At 35.0% G+C, this 22,941-nt stretch carries 21 protein-coding genes; 11 read left to right on the top strand and 10 right to left on the bottom strand.

Going from position 1 to position 22,941, the window contains the following annotated elements:
• Positions 1-89: 89 nt before the first annotated feature.
• Complete coding sequence (locus IWX83_RS05930; protein ID WP_196828325.1) at positions 90-521, bottom strand: hypothetical protein; 432 nt, start codon at positions 519-521, stop codon at positions 90-92.
• 25 nt (positions 522-546) lie between these two features.
• Positions 547-732, bottom strand: coding sequence for a helix-turn-helix domain-containing protein (locus IWX83_RS05925; RefSeq protein ID WP_196828323.1), 186 nt, complete (start codon positions 730-732; stop codon positions 547-549).
• A 525-nt stretch (positions 733-1,257) separates the two neighbouring features.
• Between IWX83_RS05925 and IWX83_RS05920 the strand changes: the two genes are divergently transcribed.
• On the top strand, positions 1,258-3,693 hold the full coding sequence (locus IWX83_RS05920; protein ID WP_196828321.1) for a zinc-dependent metalloprotease: 2,436 nt from the start codon (positions 1,258-1,260) through the stop codon (positions 3,691-3,693).
• A 227-nt stretch (positions 3,694-3,920) separates the two neighbouring features.
• On the opposite strand, the gene carB is transcribed toward IWX83_RS05920, so the two are convergent.
• Both carB and rpmH read right to left on the bottom strand, forming a co-directional pair.
• Positions 3,921-6,773 carry a carbamoyl-phosphate synthase large subunit gene (gene carB / locus IWX83_RS05915; protein ID WP_196828319.1) on the bottom strand — a complete coding sequence of 951 codons (2,853 nt, stop codon included), beginning with the start codon at positions 6,771-6,773 and terminating at the stop codon, positions 3,921-3,923.
• A gap of 157 nt (positions 6,774-6,930) precedes the next feature.
• A complete protein-coding gene (rpmH, locus tag IWX83_RS05910; RefSeq protein WP_007136275.1) occupies positions 6,931-7,092 on the bottom strand; it encodes a 50S ribosomal protein L34 in 162 nt (53 codons plus the stop codon).
• Positions 7,093-7,255: 163 nt separating this feature from the next.
• On the opposite strand from rpmH, the gene IWX83_RS05905 reads away from it, so the two are divergent.
• Positions 7,256-7,771 (top strand): hypothetical protein, encoded by a 516-nt coding sequence (locus tag IWX83_RS05905; protein WP_066077768.1) that lies wholly within the window; start codon positions 7,256-7,258, stop codon positions 7,769-7,771.
• Positions 7,772-7,835: 64 nt separating this feature from the next.
• Here IWX83_RS05905 and IWX83_RS05900 read toward each other — a convergent pair whose 3' ends face one another.
• Both IWX83_RS05900 and IWX83_RS05895 read right to left on the bottom strand, forming a co-directional pair.
• Positions 7,836-8,750 (bottom strand): lytic transglycosylase domain-containing protein, encoded by a 915-nt coding sequence (locus IWX83_RS05900; protein ID WP_196828317.1) that lies wholly within the window; start codon positions 8,748-8,750, stop codon positions 7,836-7,838.
• A 54-nt stretch (positions 8,751-8,804) separates the two neighbouring features.
• Positions 8,805-9,461, bottom strand: coding sequence for an alpha/beta hydrolase (locus tag IWX83_RS05895; protein ID WP_196828315.1), 657 nt, complete (start codon positions 9,459-9,461; stop codon positions 8,805-8,807).
• A gap of 113 nt (positions 9,462-9,574) precedes the next feature.
• On the opposite strand from IWX83_RS05895, the gene IWX83_RS05890 reads away from it, so the two are divergent.
• The 6 genes from IWX83_RS05890 to IWX83_RS05865 all read left to right on the top strand — a co-directional run bounded on the left by IWX83_RS05890 (position 9,575) and on the right by IWX83_RS05865 (position 14,928).
• Positions 9,575-10,291 carry a pirin family protein gene (locus IWX83_RS05890; protein ID WP_073350813.1) on the top strand — a complete coding sequence of 239 codons (717 nt, stop codon included), beginning with the start codon at positions 9,575-9,577 and terminating at the stop codon, positions 10,289-10,291.
• Positions 10,292-10,320: 29 nt separating this feature from the next.
• Positions 10,321-10,605: a GNAT family N-acetyltransferase gene (locus tag IWX83_RS05885; protein ID WP_073351044.1), complete on the top strand. Its 285-nt coding sequence runs from the start codon at positions 10,321-10,323 to the stop codon at positions 10,603-10,605.
• Between the two features lie 362 nt (positions 10,606-10,967).
• Positions 10,968-11,414: a MarR family winged helix-turn-helix transcriptional regulator gene (locus IWX83_RS05880; protein ID WP_073350811.1), complete on the top strand. Its 447-nt coding sequence runs from the start codon at positions 10,968-10,970 to the stop codon at positions 11,412-11,414.
• A gap of 1 nt (position 11,415) precedes the next feature.
• The gene (locus tag IWX83_RS05875) at positions 11,416-12,801 is read left to right on the top strand and encodes a TolC family protein (protein WP_196828313.1); all 1,386 of its coding nucleotides are present in this window, start codon (positions 11,416-11,418) and stop codon (positions 12,799-12,801) included.
• A 12-nt stretch (positions 12,802-12,813) separates the two neighbouring features.
• The gene (locus IWX83_RS05870; protein ID WP_196828311.1) at positions 12,814-13,767 is read left to right on the top strand and encodes an HlyD family secretion protein; all 954 of its coding nucleotides are present in this window, start codon (positions 12,814-12,816) and stop codon (positions 13,765-13,767) included.
• 3 nt (positions 13,768-13,770) lie between these two features.
• Positions 13,771-14,928 carry an ABC transporter permease gene (locus IWX83_RS05865; RefSeq protein WP_073350808.1) on the top strand — a complete coding sequence of 386 codons (1,158 nt, stop codon included), beginning with the start codon at positions 13,771-13,773 and terminating at the stop codon, positions 14,926-14,928.
• A gap of 91 nt (positions 14,929-15,019) precedes the next feature.
• Here IWX83_RS05865 and IWX83_RS05860 read toward each other — a convergent pair whose 3' ends face one another.
• Positions 15,020-16,654: an ABC-F family ATP-binding cassette domain-containing protein gene (locus IWX83_RS05860; protein ID WP_196828309.1), complete on the bottom strand. Its 1,635-nt coding sequence runs from the start codon at positions 16,652-16,654 to the stop codon at positions 15,020-15,022.
• A 170-nt stretch (positions 16,655-16,824) separates the two neighbouring features.
• The gene (locus IWX83_RS05855; RefSeq protein WP_196828308.1) at positions 16,825-18,288 is read right to left on the bottom strand and encodes a sodium:alanine symporter family protein; all 1,464 of its coding nucleotides are present in this window, start codon (positions 18,286-18,288) and stop codon (positions 16,825-16,827) included.
• 355 nt (positions 18,289-18,643) lie between these two features.
• Between IWX83_RS05855 and IWX83_RS05850 the strand changes: the two genes are divergently transcribed.
• Positions 18,644-19,177: a murein L,D-transpeptidase catalytic domain family protein gene (locus IWX83_RS05850; protein ID WP_196828306.1), complete on the top strand. Its 534-nt coding sequence runs from the start codon at positions 18,644-18,646 to the stop codon at positions 19,175-19,177.
• 117 nt (positions 19,178-19,294) lie between these two features.
• On the opposite strand, the gene IWX83_RS05845 is transcribed toward IWX83_RS05850, so the two are convergent.
• Together IWX83_RS05845 and IWX83_RS05840 are read right to left on the bottom strand one after the other, a co-directional pair.
• Positions 19,295-20,470: a GlmU family protein gene (locus IWX83_RS05845; RefSeq protein WP_073350801.1), complete on the bottom strand. Its 1,176-nt coding sequence runs from the start codon at positions 20,468-20,470 to the stop codon at positions 19,295-19,297.
• A 160-nt stretch (positions 20,471-20,630) separates the two neighbouring features.
• A complete protein-coding gene (locus tag IWX83_RS05840) occupies positions 20,631-20,882 on the bottom strand; it encodes a type B 50S ribosomal protein L31 (protein WP_066077760.1) in 252 nt (83 codons plus the stop codon).
• A gap of 241 nt (positions 20,883-21,123) precedes the next feature.
• Here IWX83_RS05840 and IWX83_RS05835 point away from each other — a divergent pair, with 241 nt between their 5' ends.
• Together IWX83_RS05835 and IWX83_RS05830 are read left to right on the top strand one after the other, a co-directional pair.
• Complete coding sequence (locus tag IWX83_RS05835) at positions 21,124-21,654, top strand: DUF4199 domain-containing protein (protein ID WP_196828304.1); 531 nt, start codon at positions 21,124-21,126, stop codon at positions 21,652-21,654.
• A gap of 6 nt (positions 21,655-21,660) precedes the next feature.
• Entirely contained in the window at positions 21,661-22,620 is a 960-nt protein-coding gene (locus IWX83_RS05830; RefSeq protein ID WP_073350797.1) for a glycosyltransferase family 2 protein, read from the top strand.
• The last annotated feature ends 321 nt before the right edge of the window (positions 22,621-22,941 follow it).

The raw sequence follows: 22,941 nt of genomic DNA, 5'->3' as shown, positions 1-22,941 counted from the left end.
ACTTATCGGTGAATTCTAAAATACTTTCTCCTGTAAATTTTTCCATTCTTTAAATTTACATAAAAAGTATAAGTAATTATCCGAACACCTCAAAAATTATTAATAAAATAAATCTCAGCTTCTAAGCCTGTTTCTTGAAGTTTTTTAAATCTTGATTTTATAATTGGTTTTACTTCAACAAAAATTTCTTTTACCTTGTAATTCTCTTTTAAATACAATTTCACAATATCTGAGTATCCTTTTACGCTTTCATTTCCAAATAAACTATCAATTAAATATTTTCGGTGAATATATACATCACCTTTTTGCCACCAACCTCTTCTTCCGTTATTTGGGAAAAATGGATCAAATAAATCCATTCGATTTTTCACAACACTTCCAGTTTCAACGATTTTTAATTCAACAAAATATTCAAAAAATGCAGTTTTAGTTTTAAATCCAAATTGTTTGATAAATTCATTGTCAAACTTAGATAAACCATATCCTAATAAGTTTAGGATTTCATAATTTTTATGTTTCATTTCATTTTAATATATTGGGGTAAATTTATAAATTAATTGTTTTAAAATCTACTGCTACCATTTTTTCAATTGAAACATTTCTTTTTCCTTTTTCAATGTCAGAAATATAATTTCTATCAACATTGGAAATATTGGCCAAATTCTCAATTGACAAACCTTTTGCTTCTCTAAGAATTTTTACTTTTTGTCCAAATTTTATTTTAATATTCATAGCTTATAAAATTAGATTTACGCCTACAATTGACCCGCCTACAATTGTATGCCCATGATACTTACTTATAAACAATTTAATAAATCGTGTAAGAATAATTATTAGCGAAGGATTTAATTCTTTGAAAAAACCCGCTCTTTGATTAGCTAATCGGCCTACAGTGGGAAAAATCATTGAATTCTAACAATAAAATACTACATACAAAACATTATCCCACAAAAAAGCCCCAACCGGGGTTTTTCATTTATAATCCATTCAAGCTCATTTGCTCAACTGCTTTTTTGTTCTAAAGTACAATTCGTAGGTCTGATCGTCTTTAAGGTCACCAATAAACAAGATGCTTTCTCCTGTTGATATTGTCTCTTCCTTTAAGTCTTTTTAAACTTTAAAATAGAACTCAAAAAGTAAGAAAAAATTTAATTACATTTGAAAGAACAATTTAAATCACGACAAGATATATTCATTTATAAAAATGATTTTCAAATACTTATACAAAAACGGTACTGAACAATAAAAAAATAAATTATGATGAAACTATATGTACTTCGCTCTTTATTACTACTCTTTTTGATTCCCTTTTACGCAAAGGCACAAACCGTATCCATTGCCGAAAAAACAAAAACAATGAAAGTTTACAATGGCTACAAACCTTTTTATTGGGATGAAACTACGGGCAAAATATGGCTGCAAATTGATACATTTGACGAGGAATTCTTGTATCAAACCGCTATTCCAGCTGGTTTGGGATCAAATGAAGTTGGTCTCGACAGAGGCAAATTGGGCGCAACGTCTGTTGTGAAATTTAGTAGGGTTGGAAACAAAATTTTAATGATTCAACCCAACTATTCTTATCGAGCCATAACGAATGATGCAGCCGAAAAGAGAGCTGTTGAACAATCCTTTGCACAATCCATATTATGGGGATTCACAGTTGCTGCCGAAACTAGCGGAAGCGTTTTAGTAGATGCCACCTCTTTTTTCATGCGTGATGCTCTAAAAATTAGCGCTATTCTACAAACAAATAGCCAAGGCACCTACGCGCTCGACGAAACACGCAGTGCATTGTACTTAGATCGTACAAAAAACTTTCCCATGAATTCTGAATTTGAAACTACGATGACTTTTGTTAATAACAGCGGGAAATCTGGTGCTTATGTCAATGCAGTAACTCCTGCTAGTGAAGCCATTAGTCTACGGATTCATCATTCGTTTGTTGCCTTACCCGACAGTAATTTTAAAACTCGTACCTACGATGCGCGCTCCCCTTACAATACTAATTCTTATTTTGATTACAGCACTCCCATTTCAGAGCCTATTCAAAAAAACTTTATTAATAGGCATCGACTAGAGAAAAAAGATCCTTTGGCTGACCGAAGTGAAGCCGTTAAACCCATAATTTACTACTTGGACAATGGCATTCCCGAGCCTATACGTGGTGCTTTATTAGAGGGCGCTAGCTGGTGGAATCAAGCTTTTGAATCGGCTGGATTTATAAATGCTTTTCAGATAAAAATTTTACCAGAAGGTACTGATCCAATGGATCTTCGTTACAATGTGATTAACTGGGTCCACCGTTCTACCAGAGGTTGGAGTTATGGCTACTCCATTGCTGATCCCAGAACGGGTGAAATTCTAAAGGGAAATGTTAGCATAGGTTCCTTACGTGTTCGCCAAGACTATCTTATTGCGCAAGGATTGCTTGCCCCTTTTGAAAATGGCGATTTACCCGCTGATAATAAAATGTTACAAATGGCCCTGCAACGCTTAAAACAATTGGCTGTTCACGAAGTTGGGCATACGCTAGGACTAATGCATAACTATATTTCAAGTGCACAAAATAGATCCAGTGTTATGGATTATCCACCGCCTATGGCTACCCTAAACAGCAATGACGAAATAGATCTCTCTAATGCGTACACCAATGAAATTGGGGATTGGGACAAAATCAGTATTCAATATGGGTATAAACAATTCCCCAATGGAACCGATGAAGCAGTTGCATTAGACAATCTATTAACTGATGCTTCTAAAAAGGGACTCACCTTTATATCCGATCGAGATGCTCGCGATGCTGGCGGACTACATCCCAATGCTAACTTGTGGGATACTGGAAATGATCCTGTGACTGAACTAAAAAGGGTCATGCAAATTAGAGCAAAAGCACTGTCTAAATTTGGAGAAAACAGCATTCGCAAAGGCACTCCGATGGCTATGCTGGAAGATGTATTAGTACCGGTCTATCTTTTTCACCGCTATCAAGTTGAGGCTGCTACCAAAGTGATAGGTGGACAATATTATTCTTATGCCATAAAGGGTGATGGGCAAATGGTGACTAAATCAGTATCTAAGGAAGAGCAACTTAATGCTTTAAATGCTGTTGTGGATTGTATGGATCCAAAAGTACTAGCACTACCAGAACGTATCATAAAATTAATTCCGCCTCGTCCAGCTAATTATGACTATGATCGGGAACTATTTAACCGCAAAACCGGCCTAGCTTTTGATCCATTAGCCGCTGCTGAGGCTGCTGCCGATATTCCACTTTCTTTTCTATTCAATACCAGTCGACTCAACAGGTTAGTAGAATATCAAGCAGAAAATGGCGGTCTTGGAATTGATGATATGATTCAAGTCCTTACTACTAAACTTTGGAACGGACAAAAATCAATAGGATTAGAAGGATTGATACAACAACAAAACGAACAAATGCTGCTGACCTATTTGCTTGCGGTTTCCGTGAATGATAGTGCCTCCTTTGCCACAAAAGCTGGACTATTAAAAGCAATAGACGACCTCAAAACGAAGGTGACAGCCCAACTTAAAAAAACTAAGAACAATACTCAAAAAGGATATTTACTTCTAACACTAGAAAGGATTAAATCACCCGAAAAAGCAAAAGCAACTTTGCATCAAACAGCACCTCCAGGAGCTCCTATAGGATGCGGTACGAATGAAAATTAGATTATAATTCATGACCACCAACCTGTTGGGTACCATTTGTTCTTAACACTTCTAAGTAAGAGGGCACACCAAAGTTTCGATTCAGCAGGAAGCAAAGTCGAAGTGTAGTTATTAAAACAATTGAATTGCAGTCAGTAGGTTAATGCTATCGTGATTCTGTTTTAAAGTAATGATGTAAACAAAAAAAGCCCCAAACGGGGCTTTTTCAATATCAATAATTCAAGTTTTTATTTACTCAAATACATTTTTCTTCTGGAGTACAATTCATAGAACTGATCGTCTTTCAAGTCATCAATAAACAAAATACTTTCTCCTGTCGATTTCATTTCTGGTCCTAATGCTTTATTGACATTGTGGAACTTACTGAAGGAGAAAACCGGTTGCTTTATCGCATATCCTTTCAATTGTGGGTTGAAAGTAAAATCAGTTACTTTATTGTGACCTAGCATTACTTTAGTCGCATAATTTACATACGGTTCTCCGTAGGCTTTTGCAATAAAAGGAACTGTACGAGACGCTCTAGGATTCGCTTCAATAATGTACACAATATCATCTTTTATCGCAAACTGAATGTTGATTAAACCAACGGTTCTCAAAGCCAACGCAATATTCTTAGTATGGTCTTTTATTTGTTGCATCACAAATTCGCCTAAGTTAAACGGCGGCAAAGTCGCGTTACTATCGCCAGAGTGCACTCCGCAAGGTTCAATATGCTCCATAATTCCTATGATGTACACATTTTCGCCATCGCAAATCGCATCGGCTTCGGCTTCTATCGCACCATCAAGATAATGGTCTAAAAGCAATTTATTTCCTGGAATCGTTTTCAATAAATTGATTACGTGTTCTTCCAATTCTTGTTTGTTGATTACAATTTTCATTCCCTGACCACCCAAGACATACGAAGGACGAATCAGTAAAGGAAAGTCTAACGTATCCGCTAAAGCGGAAGCTTCGTCAGCCGTTTCTGCAATTCCAAATTGTGGGAAAGGAATCTTCAATTCGGTTAACAATTCAGAGAAACGCCCTCTGTCTTCGGCTAAATCCAAAGCGTCAAAGCTCGTTCCAATAATTTTAATACCGTATTTAGATAGTTTTTCGGCTAATTTCAAGGCAGTTTGCCCTCCTAATTGCACGATAACGCCTTCTGGTTTTTCATGTTGGATAATGTCGTAAATATGTTCCCAAAAAACTGGTTCGAAATACAATTTATCGGCGGTATCAAAATCAGTAGAAACTGTTTCAGGATTACAGTTAATCATGATGGTTTCGTAGCCACATTCTTTGGCGGCAAGCACACCATGCACACACGAATAATCAAATTCTATTCCTTGTCCAATTCTATTTGGGCCTGACCCAAGAACAATTATTTTCTTTTTATCCGTTACTACGCTTTCGTTATCCACGTAACGTGTTCCGTCCGCTTTTTCAATTTCAGCTTCAAAAGTGGAGTAATAATATGGCGTTTTTGCTTTAAATTCAGCCGCACACGTATCTACCAATTTAAACACACGGTTGATATTCATTGTAGTTCGTAACGTATGTACTTGGCTTTCTAGACAACCCATCATGTGTGCAATTTGTCTGTCGGCAAATCCTTTTTGTTTCGCTTCCAGCAACAATTCTCTTGGTAAAGTATCTACTTTATAGTTTGAAATCTCTTTCTCTAATGTATAAAGTTCTTCGTATTGTTTCAAGAACCACATATCGATTTTAGTAATTTCATGAATGCGACTCAATGGAATTCCAAGGGCGATGGCATCATAAATCACAAAAACACGATCCCAACTAGCAAAAGTCAGTTTCTCAATAATTTGTTCGTAGTTGGTATATCCTTTTCCGTCTGCTCCAAGTCCATTTCTTTTGATTTCCAAAGATTGAGTCGCTTTGTGCAACGCTTCTTGGAACGAACGTCCAATTCCCATTACTTCCCCCACGGATTTCATTTGAAGTCCTAAAGTTCTGTCGGCGCCCTCAAATTTATCGAAGTTCCAACGCGGAATTTTCACAATCACATAATCCAAAGTCGGTTCAAATAAAGCTGATGTCGATTTAGTGATTTGGTTTTGCAATTCATCTAAATTGTAACCTAACGCTAATTTTGACGCAATTTTTGCAATAGGATACCCCGTTGCTTTTGATGCCAAAGCAGATGAACGAGATACACGAGGATTGATTTCAATAGCTACAATGTCTTCTTTATCATCAGGCGAAACGGCAAACTGCACATTACAACCTCCTGCAAAATTTCCGATGCTTCGCATCATCAAGATAGCATAATCGCGCATTCTTTGAAAAGTGCGATCCGATAATGTCATTGCTGGCGCAACCGTAATGGAATCTCCCGTATGAATTCCCATTGGATCCATATTCTCGATCGAACAGATAATCACAACGTTGTCGTTTTTATCTCTCAAAAGTTCCAACTCATATTCTTTCCAACCCATTAAAGCTTTATCAATCAACACCTCATGAATAGGCGATGCTTCTAAGCCTCTAGTTAAAAGTTCGTCAAAATCTTCTTTTTTATAGACAATTGCAGCTCCAGTACCACCAAGAGTAAACGAAGGACGTATTACTAATGGAAAACCAAATTCCTGTGCTATTTCTTTTCCTCTAAGGTAAGACGTACATATTTCAGCTGGTGCGGAGGGAACACCTATTTTTTTAAGCAATTGTTTGAACTGCTCTCTGTCTTCGGTAATATTAATTGCGTTTACGTCAACACCTATTAATTTCACACCAAAATCAGCCCATATTCCTTTTTCATCGGCTTCTAAACACAAGTTCAAAGCCGTTTGTCCGCCCATGGTAGGCAAAACGGCATCGATTTGAGGATGTGCTTTAAGGATTTCGATGATCGATTTAGTGGTTAAGGGCTTCAAGTAAATATGATCGGCCATGGATGGGTCGGTCATAATGGTTGCTGGATTGGAATTGATTAGGATAACTTCAATTCCTTCCTCACGGATAGAACGAGCAGATTGTGATCCCGCATAATCAAATTCACATGCTTGACCAATAACAATAGGACCTGAACCTATTATTAAAACTGATTTTATGGATGTATCTTTTGGCATTGTATAAGTAGTATTGTGTTGTGTAGTTGTTATTTCAAGAGACTAAAGTTATGGAAATCAAATCTTTTACTTGTAAATCTCCCTCTTTTTTTAACGAATAGGTATAAAAAAAGGCGATACTAAAAAAAGTAACGCCTTATTTATGTTTATACAAACATTATTTTTTGTGTCTTGGTTCGCAAGAAACAGTCAATTTATGTCTTCCTTTAGCTCTTCTTCTAGCAAGAACTTTTCTTCCATTCGCAGAAGCCATTCTGTCCATAAATCCGTGCTTATTTCTTCTTTTTCTTTTCGATGGTTGAAACGTTCTTTTGCTCATTGCTTTGTATCTTTAAAATCTTATTTATATGTCTTCTTATTTCGAATAACCGTTATTCTAAAACCGAGTGCAAATATACAAAGACTTTTTTTTCTCACAAGCAGTTTTGTAAAAATATTTTCAATTCATTTTACTATATTTGTGATCTTAAAATAAACACACTATGTTTCACAGAAATATTAAACTTATTATCGCCGGACTTATTATCCTTACTGGCATTTGGCAATTTACAGAAAGCAATATTGGTAACGGAATATTCCTTCTACTATTAAGTGCAATTCCTATTTTCCTTTACTTCAAAAATGAATTCATCTTATTGGCTTTCTTAAAACTTAGAAAACAGGATTTTGAAGGCGCTAAAAAATGGTTGGCTTACATCAAAAAACCAGAAACTGCTTTAATACAAAAACAACAAGGCTATTTTAATTACCTACACGGAATCATGCTTTCACAAACAAATATCAATCAAGCAGAGAAATATTTCAAGAAAGCGATCGAACTTGGTTTATCAATGGATATGGACTTGGCTGTAGCCAAATTAAACCTAGCCGGTGTTGCCATGACTCGTCGTCGTAAACTGGAAGCAACTTCCCTACTGAATGAAGCTAAAAAATTAGACAAACAAAACATGTTGAAAGATCAAATTACCATGATGAAAGATCAGATGAAAAAGATATAATTTTTTTTTCACTTCTAAAAAAGGGCCAAACGATACACATTTGGCCCTTTTTTAGTTTTAACGATTAGTATCCTTTTAAAGGAATTTCTATTTGATAAGTTTTACCCGTAGTATTGATTAGCTTCGTTTCCCTGAGCCAAGGATTGTGTATTTTTAAAATTTTATAATTAATTCCCTGTCTTTTTGCAAAAGCAACTAGATTAGTAATGGAATAATCTATTGTAACTTTTTTCGTCGGAATCATTTCATACTTATCCTTTTTATTGACTTCGAAACCAAATTTAGGTGGGTTCTTCATAATTTCTTTAAGCGCCATTATTCGGAACAAGTACCGACCAGTTTCCTCATTCATATACAAATCATAATAATTTGTTTCTTTTTGGAAATCTAATAATTTTTTAATTCCAACCAATCCCCTATTGTAGGAAGCGGCAGCTAATGTCCAAGAACCAAATTTTGCTTTAGCATTCAAAAGAAAATCGCAGGCTGCCTGAGTTGATTTTTCAAGATGATAGCGCTCATCTACATTCGTATTTACTTCCAAACCTATCTCCCTAGCGGTTTCCGGCATAAATTGCCATACGCCTCTTGCCCCGGCCTTTGACACAACATTTACTAATCCACTTTCTATAACTGCCAAATATTTAAAATCATCTGGAACTCCATTTTTCTTAAGAATGGGTTCTATTACTGGGAAAGCCCGATTGGCTCTCTTCAAAGCCAGAATCGTGTACGAATGGTAATTGGTATTCACTATTAATTCTCTATCAAATCGCTCTTTTACATCTGCAATTTTCAAAGGAGCCTCTTCCCCAGCAAAGTCAATTTTTTCTGGAAAATAATGCAGTTTTACTTCTTTCTCAACAACCTCTTTTTGAACTAATTCTGTATTAGGATTCTTGCATGAAGCGCTAAAAATCAACAAACCTCCTACCAAACACCGAACTGCGACAGTACGTACTATTTTAATTTTTCTCATTTTATTAGTTTAGCTGTTATTAATAAAAAAAAACAGCTTATTTATATTTTTGTTCTAACTTTTAATAATGCCAGGTAAATTCGTATTAAACCACCTGTATTTATTTAAAACCATAATATGCGTTCCTCCTTTTACTACGATGCAGTTCTTAATATTTTTTATAGGAAAAACATCATCCATATCGCCATGAATATGAATTACGGTTTCATCGACAACAGTTCTGTCCCATAAAACGACCTGTTCTACTGCCCAGTTTAAGTAGCGAACATCGCGAACGGAAAGAAATTTTTGATATAGTTTCAATCTTTGATTCACTTTATCCCCAAAAGAAAATTTAGCAAGAGTTTCGATATTGGCGATTAAACGCAATGGAATTAACTTATAGGCTTTAGTAGTTTTAGCAATCTTTAATCTTCGCGGAAATTCTGCATTGCTTCTTACACTTGAAACAATAATAACCTTGCGAGCGGCACTATATTTAGCCATTTCTTGAACCAAAATACCTCCAAATGAAACTCCAATTAAAACCGGATTTTCATGTTTGATTTTAGTGGCAATCCGCTTTGCATAATTCGTCAAGGATTCATTGTCTAGTGGAATTTCCCACTCTAATAAGTGTGTTTCAAATGTTTCTTTTGGAAGGACGATCCGCTCAAAAATAGCTGCACTTGCCGCCAAACCTGGCATTAAATAAACATGGATTTTACTCATAATTGTTTTAACGATTTTATAACAATATTCCACTTTTTTATAGCGAATTTTGTATAAAATTAATTTTTTTATCGGTAACCCTCCCATTATTTACTTTATATTATCAATAATTTATGACAATACAACTCTTCACATCAAATACCAGAGGCACGGCTGATTTTGGTTGGCTTAAAGCCAATTTCTCCTTTTCATTTGGAAATTATTTTAATCCTGAGCGACAACAATTTGGCATGTTACGTGTTTTAAATGACGATACTATTGCTGGCGGAACAGGTTTTGGCACCCATGCACACGCCAATATGGAAATCATTACAATCCCTCTTGAAGGTGGTTTGAAGCACCGCGACAGTATGGGAAACGAAGGGATAATTGGCTTTGGGGAAGTGCAAGTGATGAGTGCCGGTTCCGGAGTAGAACATTCTGAAATGAATGCCAGTCAGAAAGAAGAGGCAAAAACATTACAGCTATGGGTATTTCCTGAAACAGAAAACGTGACACCAAGATACGACCAGAAATCATTTGATATTGAAAATCAAATCAATACCTTTGTAAATATTGTTTCGCCAAAGGATCAAAATGATGGCAATGCACTTTGGGTTTACCAGAAAACCTTTTTCCACTTGGGAATTTTCGATAGCGACACCAATTCGAACTACACGGTCCGAATTCCTGAAAATGGTGTCTATTTATTTTTAATCGAAGGCGAAATAGAAATTGACAACCAAGTTTTGAAGGCAAGAGATGCCATGGGAATTACTAATTTTGACAACTTTAAAATCAAAGTTATTTCCAAATCAAAAATACTTTTGGTAGAGGTACCAATGAAATAAAGTTAATTATTATGGATTCAGTAATCCGCATGGAAATCACAGACAATACTTTTGCAAGACAATTTGAAACTACAGTAGAAGAAGGGTTGGTTTCGGTTGAATATTCATTCCAAGAGAGGAAAATATTTTTAACTAAAATAAATGTTCCAGAATCATTCGAAAATGAAGAATTCATATCTAGTTTCCTAAAAAACATCATGGAAATTGCTACGGAGCGAAAATTTAAAGTCGTGCCCATCTTACCTAAAATCGTGGTGTTTTTCAAGAAAAATCCCATTTATAAAGAATTACTTCCTCCTGGAATAAGGCTATAAAAAAGCGACTGCATATACTAGACTGCCCCCAAAAAGTTTGACACTATTTGGGGGCATTTTTATGAAAAGAAAAGTCAAACTTGAATGCGTAGAATCAGTCAAAAAATATGTTGTTCTAATTTTAATATTAAATACTTCGATCCTATTATAATTTAAATCAGAATACCAAACCAATCCGCTACTAAAAAAAATCGTACTCCTTCACCACTAATAACATAAATCAGCTTATTTAAACTTCAGATTGATTTGTGGAAATAAGAACTTTACAGGACACATCAGCGGTTCATTTAAAAGAAAAAACATAATAACAACAATTATTAAGAAAATCTTAATATCTTTGTAGTTGTTTAAACAACCTTATTATGAAAACTATTTATTCTATTGAAAATCTGCATACTATATTATCAGGAAGAACTCACTCTGCTTTCAATAGAGCATTACTGTCTAATTTCAGAAAAAACAATATCCTATTAACTAGAGAACAGTGGACGGTTTTGGGCGTTTTATGGAAAAATGACGGCTGTACACAACAAACCTTAGCAAATCAAACCTCCACAGACAAACCTGGTATAACGCGCTTAATTGATAATTTAGAAAAAGAAAACCTAGTAGAACGACATCCTGATACCAATGACAAACGATTGAAATTAATTTATCTCACACCCAAGGGAAAATCAATTGAAGAAGAAGTGTTGAATGTCGTCAATCAAACTCTCAAAGAGGCAGTAAAAGATATTGAATCCGAAAGGCTTCAAATAGTAAAAGAGACTTTCCAACAGATCTATGATAATTTAGAAACAAAAAAATAAGATGAAAAAATATTTAGCCCTTTCCGTCCTTCTGCTATTTTCATTTGCGACCAGTTATGCTCAAATAGAAGTTTCAACTTCCTTGCAAGAAGCAGTTCAAAAAGCAATTGAAAAGAACAGTTCTATAAAAAATAAAGAACTCGAAATCGAAAAACTAAACCTTCAGGAAAAGAGCGTTTGGAATAAATATATCCCAACTGTTGAAGCGAGTGCTATTTATTCTTATTATGACAATAAAACTACGATAGATCTTCCCACCACGACAGTGCCCATTATTAATAATCCGCTGTTTGAAGGCAAATCAACTTTCGATAATTATGGAAACATTTTTAATGGAGGTTTGATGGCAAAAACCGTTCTATTTAGCGGCATGCAAATTCCTAACGGGGCCAAAGCGCTGAAACAAAAAGCCATAGGAACGGAATACCTCAAAGAATCAGAAAAAGACGTTATTATAAAAGACGTCATTAATACTTTTGACCAAATTGCTTTATTAAATGAAGTGGAAAAACTCCTAAATGATAGTGAAAAAAGACTGGAAACAGAAACCAAAAGAGTTTCAAAAGCTATCGAACAAGGTCTTGCTATTCCTTATGACAGAGATAAAATAAAATTAGCTTCATTAGAATTGGGCTCAAAAAGAATAGAACTAGAAGGAAAACGCAAACTAGTCTATAGAAAAATCCGCTATCTTACTGGCTTTACGGATTCAGAGATAAATACTGTTCAATATAATTTGGTTCCTTATCTAATTACAGAAGAAAAATTAAATACCGAAAACAAACAGGAAATTAAAGCCTTAGAATCATTCAAGTTGGCGTACGAATATTTGTTAAAGAAAGAAAAAGGCACTTATCTTCCTACTTTAGGCGTTTTTGGAGGAGTCACTCATTCTAGTCTATTTAATGCAAATACGACAACTCCTATAATCACCGGCATAAATGCTGCGCTCTATTTAGGCTTAAATGAATTGACAATAAGTCCAAATTGGATGATTGGAGCAGGAATGAAATGGGAAGTATTTGCCGGTTTTGAACGAAAACACAAAGTTCATGAAGCCAAGATAAACATCGAACAAGTTCAAAACCAAATTGATGATACCAAAGAAAAATTGCAATTGCTCCTAGAAAACAACCTAGTAAACTATTCTGTTTTGAATCAAAAACTAGAAATAGTCTCGCAACAAGATAAAATCGCCAGTAACAATTTGAACTTAGCCATCAAACAATATAAAGAGGGCCTAATAAATATTTCTGAGCGTTTAGAAGCCGAAAATGATTCTTACAAAGCATCGCTAAACAAAATAAACACACTCATAGAGCAGCGATTGGCAGCTATTGAAACGATTATAGCAACAGGTGAATTAACAAAACATATTTCAAATTAAATGCAAGAAGCTATGAAAAAAATGATCACTTTGGTGGCAATCTCAACTTTACTTATGGGTTGTGGAAAATCAAAAAACGAGAATCAAATTCAAGGAAAGGTAGAAAAGGAACAAATTGCAGTCGTCAGTAAGATTCCCGGAAAGATTGTAAAAATATTTGTAAAAGAAGGTGATTTGGTAAAAAAAGGAGATACACTTGCCCTCCTTGACATTCCAGAAGTTGACGCAAAAAAGAATCAGGCAGAAGGCGCAGTTACTTCAGCAAGAGCGCAGTACAATATGGCTGTAAAAGGAGCAACTGAAAATCAGATTAAACAACTTGAAGCCAAAAAACAAGGACTAAAAGAACAATATGACTTTGCTCAAAAATCCATAAAACGTTTGAGTAATATGCTCAAAGACTCCTTGGTTTCACAACAAACTTATGATGAAACATTTGCCAAATATCAAGGGGCACAGGCTCAATATGCAGCAGTGCAAGCAGAATTAGACGAAGCAAAAAGAGGCGGACGAATTGAGCAACAAACTATGGCTCTTGGCCAACAAGACAAGGCTATTGGCGCATTACAGGAAGTAGAAACTGCTGACAAAGAACGCTATATCCTTGCTCCCCAAGATATGAGTATCGAAACCATTACATTAAACTTGGGCGAGCTTGCATTACCGGGATATACTTTGTTTAACGGTTATATAACGGATAGTATTTACTTCCGTTTTACCGTCGCGGAAAGCCAATTGGATAAAGTAAAAAAAGGACAGGAAATAACAGTTCATGTTCCCTACAAAAAGAAAGACCTTAAAGGAACTGTCACTATAATAAAACAATTAGGAGCTTATGGAAATATTGCAACTGCTTATCCTGATTATGAAATGCAGGAAAGTTTGTTCGAAATAAAAGTAACTCCTTCGAATGGCGAAGAAGCAAAAGACCTGATTACAAAAACCACTGTAACTTTATCCCTATAAATTATGCAAAACTTCCTGTCACTTCTCAAAAGAGAATTCAAACTCTTTTGGCAGAATAAAGTACTACGATTGCTTTTTATTGGAGCCCCATTGCTTTATGGTATTTTGTTAGGCTACGTTTATGGCAAGGGAAAAGTAACTGATTTACCCATTATTGTGGTCGATGAAGATCGCAGTGAAATGAGTTCAAAAGCATTGCAAATGTTTGACGATAATGAAGTCCTTAATATCACTTCATTATTATATGACCAAAGTAATCTTTCCCAAATCGCCATAGACAAAGAAGCGGCATGCGTAGTGATTATTCCCAAGGGATTCGAAAAAATGGTATTGACAAAAAAATATCCTGAAATTGTAACGATTGTAAATACCTCAAATGTTTTAACTGCCAATTATGCTTCTACGGCTTTGCAAGTTTGTTTAGGGACCTTAAAAGCTGGAATCCAAATAGAAACGTTACGCAAACAAGGAGTACCGGAAAATTTGGTTGCAACACAATACGAACCGTTTAAAACAACATTCGTAAAAAAGTTCAATCGAAGTACGAACTACATGTATTTTCTTTGGCCTGGAGTATTAGCAGCTGTTTTGCAACAAGTTTTATTACTGGGTTTAGCGTTGGCATTTGCATCAGAATATGAAAATGGTACCTTCAAGGAATTAGTTGAAAAATGTCCCTCGTTACTAAAATTAATGAGCGTGAAAATTATTCCTTATTTGATTATGAGCTTCGGACTGTGGCTATTGTATTGGTTATTTACTTTGTGGTTCAGAATTCCTTTCTATGACAATCTGCTTCCGCTTACGTTTGTCGCAGGAATATTTGTGATTTCTGTGTGCTTCATCGGAATTTTAGTCAGTATTCTGGTTCCGAACCAGCTAAAAGCAACTGAGATCTTAATGGTAATTGCTACACCGAGTTTTATTTTAAGCGGTTTTACCTGGCCTTTAAGTCAGATGCCTGTTTGGGTGCAAGGCATAGCCAATTGCATTCCTTTAACCCATTTCTTAAAAGCTTTCCGGGTTTTAATTATCGAAAACGGTACACTTTCACAAACTTATAGCTCTATCTGGAATATGATCGTGATAGGCCTAGTTTGCGGTTTTTTAGCTTATATCGCTCTGTATTTCAAAAGAAAAAACATCCTAAAGGAAATTTAATTCCCTACTTTACTAAACACAAAAGGCATAAGAATTCATTTATGCCTTTTTTATATCTATAAACAGTTATTCAAAATCTATTTTCTAAACACTATTTCTCGATCTCTTTCATGCTATCTATCTTCTTGTGCGCCAAGAAACCCGTGATATCTTCAAAATGCTCCACTACTCTTTTATTTCCAAACTCAAAAACCTTTGTCGCTAATCCGTCAAGGAAATCCCTGTCGTGAGAAACTAAGATTAAAGTTCCATCAAAATCACGTAACGCATCTTTGATAATATCTTTAGTTTTCATGTCCAAGTGATTCGAAGGTTCATCAAGAATCAATAAGTTTACTGGTTCCAGCAACAATTTAATCATTGCTAAACGTGTTTTTTCTCCACCAGAAAGCACTTTTACTTTTTTAGTCACATCATCACCATGAAACATAAAAGCGCCTAAAATATCTTTGATTTTTGTTCGAACATCACCAACGGCAATATCATCAATAGTTTCAAAAATAGTAGCGTTTTCATTTAATAAAGAAGCTTGATTTTGCGCAAAATAACCAATTTGTGCATTATGACCAATTTCTAAACTACCACCATTGATTTCAATCTCTTTCATGATTGCTTTAATCATCGTCGATTTTCCTTCCCCATTTTTGCCTACGAAAGCCACTTTCTCTCCTCTTTCAATAACAATATTAGCGTCTTTAAAAACCACATGTTCACCGTATGATTTAGATAAATCTTTTACAATTACCGGATATTGTCCCGAGCGTACTGCTGGCGGAAATTTTAATTTTAATGCTGATGTATCTACTTCATCAACCTGAACGATGACTAATTTCTCTAACATTTTGACACGCGATTGTACCGCATCCGTTTTAGAAAATGTTCCTTTGAAACGATCAATAAAAGTTCGGTTGTCTGCAATCATACGTTGTTGTTCATCGTATGCTTTTTGCTGATGCACGCGTCTGTCTTTTCGCAATTCCAGATAATGAGAATACTTTGCTTTATAATCATAGATTCTTCCCATTGTTACCTCAATCGTTCTGTTGGTAATATTATCTACAAAAGTTTTATCGTGAGAAATTACCACAACGGCTTTGGCCGAATTAATCAAGAAATCTTCCAACCACTGAATACTTTCAATATCCATGTGATTGGTAGGCTCATCTAGCAAAATTAAATCTGGTTTTTGCAGAAGGATTTTGGCCAACTCAATTCGCATTCTCCAACCTCCTGAAAACTCAGAAGTCTGTCTGTTAAAATCTTCGCGCATAAATCCTAAGCCAACTAAAATCTTCTCTACTTCAGCCTCATAATTCACTTCCTCAATCGCGTAGAATTTCTCACTTAAATCAGAAACCCTTTCGATTAATTTCATGTAGGCATCACTTTCATAATCAGTACGAATGGTCAATTGCTCGTTAATTTCATCAATCTCCGCTTTCATTCCAAAAATTTCTCCAAAGGCCTTCGACGTTTCTTCCATCACCGTAGCACCGTCCGTAGTTAATAAATGCTGAGGCAAATAAGCTACTACAGCATCTTTTGGCGCCGAAATATTTCCTGTTGAAGGTTTGCTTTGCCCTGCAATTATTTTAAGAAGCGTTGATTTACCTGCTCCATTTTTGCCCATAAGGGCAATTTTATCATTTTCATTAATAGCAAAAGAAACGTCGCTAAAAAGGGTAGTTCCACCAAATTGTACTGAGATATCGTTAACTGTAATCATTGAAATGTAGATTTGTAGATTCGGCTGTTTGTTACGCTGAAAACCGATTTATTTTAAAAAGTGCAAAGATAGATTAATTAAGTAATTGGTGTACTAAAAAATAAGAGCTTCTAGAAAACAGAATAAATTCTGCTATCTAGAAGCTCTTAAAGTGCATGTATACTAAAGGGCTACTCTTCTTTCTTTTTATTTATCGTATTCCAAATATGGGCATTTGACACCCCAATATCTTCTGGATGAAAAACAGGGTCAATTCCTGCTTTTCGTTGTTTTTCGTAATCCTTTAAGGCTAACAATGCTGGCTTTTGTAAAAGAAGAATGGCAATAATATTGAACCAAGCCATTAATCCCACTCCTAAATCACCAATATTCCAAGCCAATTTTGCTTGATTGATGGAGCCATACATAATCACTACCATCATAAACACTTTCAGTAGATGAGTAAAAATAGGAGATTTCAAATTCCTAGTCAAATACGAAATGTTTGTCTCAGCAATATAGTAGTACGCCAATAGAGTCGTAAAAGCGAAGAAAAACAATGCAATGGCCACGAAATAAGAACCAAAACCAGGCAAAACACTGTCCATTGCTGTTTGTGTAAATCCGGGACCAGCCAATACATTTTGTGCTCCTTGATACAAATAGTTGGTAGCTCCATCGGGACCTGATTCTGGATTCAGCACATTATATTTTCCCGTAATCAGTAACATAAATCCAGTAGCTGAACATACTAGCAACGTATCAATATAAACCGAAAAGGACTGAACTAACCCTTGTTTAGTAGGATGCGAAACATTTGCTGCAGCAGCAATATGCGGTGCTGTACCCTGACCTGCTTCATTCGAATAAATCCCTCGTTTCACCCCCCACTGGATTGCTAACCCAAAAACTGCTCCAAAACCAGCTTCCATATTAAAAGCACTTTTAAAAACTAAGGCGATTACACCAGGAAGCTTATCAATATCAATTGCTATAATAATCAGTACAATAACAATATAAGCGATTGCCATTATCGGTACGACAAATTCGGTGAATTTTGCGATTCTTTTTACACCACCAAAAACGATAGCACCAAATATCAAAGCCACCGCTAAACCTGACTTCCAAGTCTCAATTTCAAATGCATTCTGTATTCCGTCTGAAACAGAATTAGCTTGAACACCTGGCAACAAGACTCCTGCAGATATAATAGAAACTACTGCAAATAAGACCCCAAACCATTTTACACCTAAACCTCGCTCAATGTAAAAAGCAGGTCCTCCGCGAAATTCTCCCAAATGCTTTTCCTTATAAATTTGGGCTAATGTAGCCTCAACAAAAGCGGTACTTGCTCCAAAAAAAGCCACCATCCACATCCAAAATAAGGCTCCAGGCCCTCCAAAAGCTATTGCTGTAGCAACCCCTGCAATGTTTCCTGTACCTACTCTGCCTGCCAAAGACATTGACAAAGCCTGAAAAGATGAAACTCCAGACTCGGAACTCTTACCGTCAAACAATAACCTAAACATCTCTTTAACATGACGTATCTGTAAAAAACGCGTTCTTAAAGAAAAATATAACCCAGTCCCCAAACACAAAATAATTAGCGCATTACTCCATACAATACCATTTAACATCCCAATAATCTCTTCCATAAATCTTTTTTATTTAATAATCTAAACTGAGTAAATCGTACTTGTTTTCTAATTATTTTTATAAAAATAAAACATTAAGCCTCAAAAAACTAACTCCGAAGCACTTAAAAGCCTTTTGAGAATACAATTGACTAACAATCAATCCTTAATAAATTAGAAAACAGAGTGCAATAAAAGTATTATTTTATAGTTTTGTATTTGAAATACAGGTCTTTGCATAATCAAACAGCTAAAAAGAAAGTTACCTAATTTCGCAGCTGTTTATTTTTGCGAGAATGCCGCAGATTATGCTGCTGATGACATGCTGGTCCAACGCAATTGAAGAAATAAGAGAAACTATTTTATAAACGGAACCATGAAAAAAAAACTAACTATACTTCTTTTATGCAGTTTCCATTTTATTGTTGCGCAAGGCAACCAAGAAATTGTTAAGAAAGCTTACGAAATACAGACAAAATGGGGTTTTAAGGCTAAAAATAAAAACATTATAACCTTAATTGATTTTTCAAAATCAATTGAGGAAGCAAGACTTTATGTTATTGATTTAAAAAATAGTAAAATACTACTTGAAAGCAATGTCGACCATGGTTCAGGCTCAGGCACTGGACTGACACCTACTTTATTTAGTAATACTGAAGGAAGCAACGCAACTTCTCTTGGGTGTTATGTTACTTTACAAACGTATAAAGGTACATGGGGTTATTCTTTGCGATTAAATGGCCTAGAGAATGACAAAAACTCCAATGCTTTAAAAAGAAACATCGTGGTCCATTCCTCAAAAAGAATGTATAGTAAATTCAGCTTAGGGTGCTTCTCAGTTCCTGACAAGAATGCTATTATGCTGATTGACTTAATCAAAAATGGCTCCCTCGTTTATGCCTATCAATAAAAAACCTAAAAAGCATCGATTAGGAGGCTTTTTAGGTTTTTTCACTATTCTTAAATAAAGACTAAAGTTGGAATTCAAGTTGATTTAAAAGGAATTCATTCTTAAGTATCAAAAAAACTACTCTTTCCTCCACTTTTTAGATTCCTCAAAAATATGTTCTAAAATAGCCGCTTCTCTTTCATCGAATTCCACATTCCTGCGACTCATGACTAATCGAGCGGTTTCAAAAGCCTTTTTGGTGATATAAGTCGTAAAACCAGAAGCACCTCCCCAAGAAAAACTAGGCACAAAATTGCGTGGAAATCCACTGCCAAAAATATTAGCACTTACTCCTACAACCGTTCCCGTATTGAACATGGTGTTAATCCCACATTTACTGTGGTCTCCCATCATCAAACCACAAAACTGAAGTCCTGTTTTTGCAAATCCTTCGGTTTCATAACTCCACAATTTTACTTCTTCGTAGTTATTTTTTAGATTCGAATTATTACTGTCGGCACCAATATTACACCACTCCCCAAGAACAGAATTTCCTAGGAATCCGTCATGACCTTTATTGGAGTATGCAAACAAAATCGAATTATTAACTTCACCGCCTATTCTGGAATGTGGACCCACGGTTGTAGCTCCATACACCTTAGATGCCATTTTTACAACTGCATTTTCGCACAAGGCAAAAGGCCCTCTGATGACAGATCCTTCCATAATTTCAGCATCTCTGCCGATATAGATCGGACCCGTAGATGCGTTTAAAGTAACAAATTCTAACTTTGCTCCTTCTTCTATGAAAATATTTTCAGGAGCAATTACGTTGACACTTTTTGGAATGGGCTGTGATCTTCTATCCTCTATTAAATATTCAAAGTCTTCTCGAATTGCTGCATCATTCTTAGCAAAAATATCCCACGTATTTTGAACTGTCAAACAGTCCTCATTATATTCTATAATCTCGTAAGCATCAAAATCTACTTCTTCCTGGTCTTCATTGGTATAAAAAGCAATTACTTCATCTCCCTTAAAAATAGCTTGATTTGGTTCTAGATTACTTACCATTTCGACCAAAATATTGTTTGGAAGAAAAGAAGCATTTATCATTACATTCGTTTCTAATTCCACCATTGGAAACTTTTCAGACAAATATTCTTCTGTTAATGTAGTTGTGGTAGATCCCAAACGCATTTCCCACTTTTGACGAATCGTCATAATACCGATTAAAATATCAGCAACTGGACGCGTGAACGTAAAAGGCAACAAGGCGTTTCTAGATGGTCCGTCAAAAAGTATGTAATTCATAAAATTGTTTATTTGTTGATTCGGTTATTTGTTGATTAAAAATTAATTCAAACAATTTCCCTTTTTATAATATTGACTTCAAAGTTACAAAGTTTTCAAATATAAAATAAAAAAGCCCTCCAAAAAGGAGGGCTTTGATGTATTTAAAAACGAGCTTTTATTATTTAGCGTGTTTCGCGTATTTAGTTTTGAACTTGTCAATACGTCCTGCAGTATCAATAAGTTTAGATTTACCTGTGTAAAAAGGGTGAGACGTTCTAGAGATCTCCATTTTTACAACTGGGTATTCAACACCGTCAACTGTTAATGTTTCTCTTGTATCTGCAGTAGATTTAGTGATAAAAACTTCGTCATTTGACATGTCTTTAAATGCAACTAATCTGTAATTTTCTGGGTGAATTCCTTTTTTCATCTTGTTAATCTTTTTTTATTTGTTAATTATAAGTTGTCTTGAAGCTTTTCTTCTAACAGAAAAGGTATAAACACCTCATAACTTTTTGTTTTACACTATTATTTTGAGTTTGCAAATTTACAATTATTTTTCAATAAACAAATCTTTGAAACACTTTTTTTATATAATTGTAAAAACCGATTTTTAGCTCTGAATATATTGGGAATTGTTATATTTGTCGACTAATTCTAAAACAACCAAAATGATCAACGAAATTATTAAAAAGAATGGAATAACCTTTGGAGTAGCCATCGGAATTGTTTCTGCATTAATTACAGCAACAATATACGCTATTGATTTAAATTTGTTCACTTCTTGGTGGATTGGCGTTTTGAGTATTTTAACCTATCTCGTTTTGGGAATTGTCTTGCTTTCTAAAACAAAAAGAAAACTGAACGGTGTTTTCTCTTTCAAAGATGCTTTTACAACGTACTTCATAGCCATACTAATAGGTATATTGATTTCTACTCTTTTTAATATTCTTTTATTTAATTTCATTGATCCTTCAGCTAAAGATACTTTAAGTGAATTAATGATTAAGTACACTGTAAATATGATGCAGAAGTTTGGAACACCAGCATCAGCCATCAATGAAGCCATAGCTAAATTAAGAGAAAATAATCCTTATTCTACTGTAGAATTACTTAAAGGTTCTGTTTTTAGTATTGTTTTTAGTTCAATTTTTGGTTTAATTTTGGCGGCATTCTTTAAAAGCAAATCCACACAAGAATAAAAATTAATGAATTTATCCATACTCATACCGCTTCTAAATGAAGAGGAATCGCTTAGTGAACTTTACAATTGGATCATCAAAGTGATGCAATCTCATAATTACACCTACGAAATCATTTTTCTAGATGACGGAAGTACGGATAATTCATGGAATATAATTGAAGGGTTTGCCGTTGAAAACTCAAATGTAAAAGGCGTTCGATTCATGAAAAATTTTGGCAAATCACAGGCTTTGCATGCTGGTTTTGCAAAAGCCCAAGGTGATGTCATCATTACCATGGATGCCGATTTACAAGACAGTCCAGAGGAAATTCCAGGATTGTACGATATGATTATCAACGGGAAATATGATTTAGTTTCCGGTTGGAAAAAGAAACGTTACGATTCCGTAGTAGCAAAAAACTTGCCTTCGAAATTATTTAATTGGGCGGCGAGAAAAACATCTGGTGTAGAATTGAATGATTTCAATTGTGGATTGAAAGCTTATAAAAATATTGTTGTAAAAAACATTGAAGTTTCGGGTGAAATGCACCGATACATTCCAGTTTTGGCTAAAAATGCCGGTTTTGGAAAAATTGGCGAAAAAGTAGTACAGCATCAAGCTCGGAAATATGGTGAAACTAAATTTGGCATGGAACGTTTCATTAATGGATTCTTGGATTTAATTACCATTTGGTTTCTGTCTCGTTTTGGCAAAAGACCGATGCACCTTTTTGGCGCTATGGGTTCCTTCATGTTTATCATTGGATTTGTGCTTGCGGGATATATTGGCGTTTCCAAATTGTACCACATGTACAATGACATGCGCTATAGTCTGGTAACGAATAATCCTTGGTTTTTTATTGCATTGACCACGATGATTTTGGGAACACAACTATTTTTGGCTGGATTTCTAGGTGAAATCATTTTGCGAACAAAAAATAATGAAGAGCGTTATAAAGTTTCGAGTGAAGTTAATTTTTTATAATTTAGACTTCTTGGTAGCAGGTACTGATATAAAAAACAGCTCCCTTAAGATTTCGTTTTTAAAGTCACTGAAATAAAGTTTACTAGTATGAGGTCGCAAATTGTGACCTCAAACGAAGTAGAATTAAGATATATACCCTCTTCCTTTACTGAAAACGGAGCGATAAATTTTTTGAGTGCCGTAAACAGCAATAAGGCAATTAGGAATTGAAAATCATTTTCCAGATATTTATGAAGCCGTAAATTATCTTGAAGATAAATATGTTGATGCAAAAATCGATACCGAAAAAAAATAAAATTGGTTGCAAAAAATAATTTTCTA

It is taken from the genome of Flavobacterium sp. CG_9.1 (genome assembly GCF_015751645.1).
Taxonomy (GTDB): Bacteria; Bacteroidota; Bacteroidia; order Flavobacteriales; family Flavobacteriaceae; genus Flavobacterium; species Flavobacterium xanthum.
This window is presented reverse-complemented; position numbering and strand designations above follow the sequence as displayed.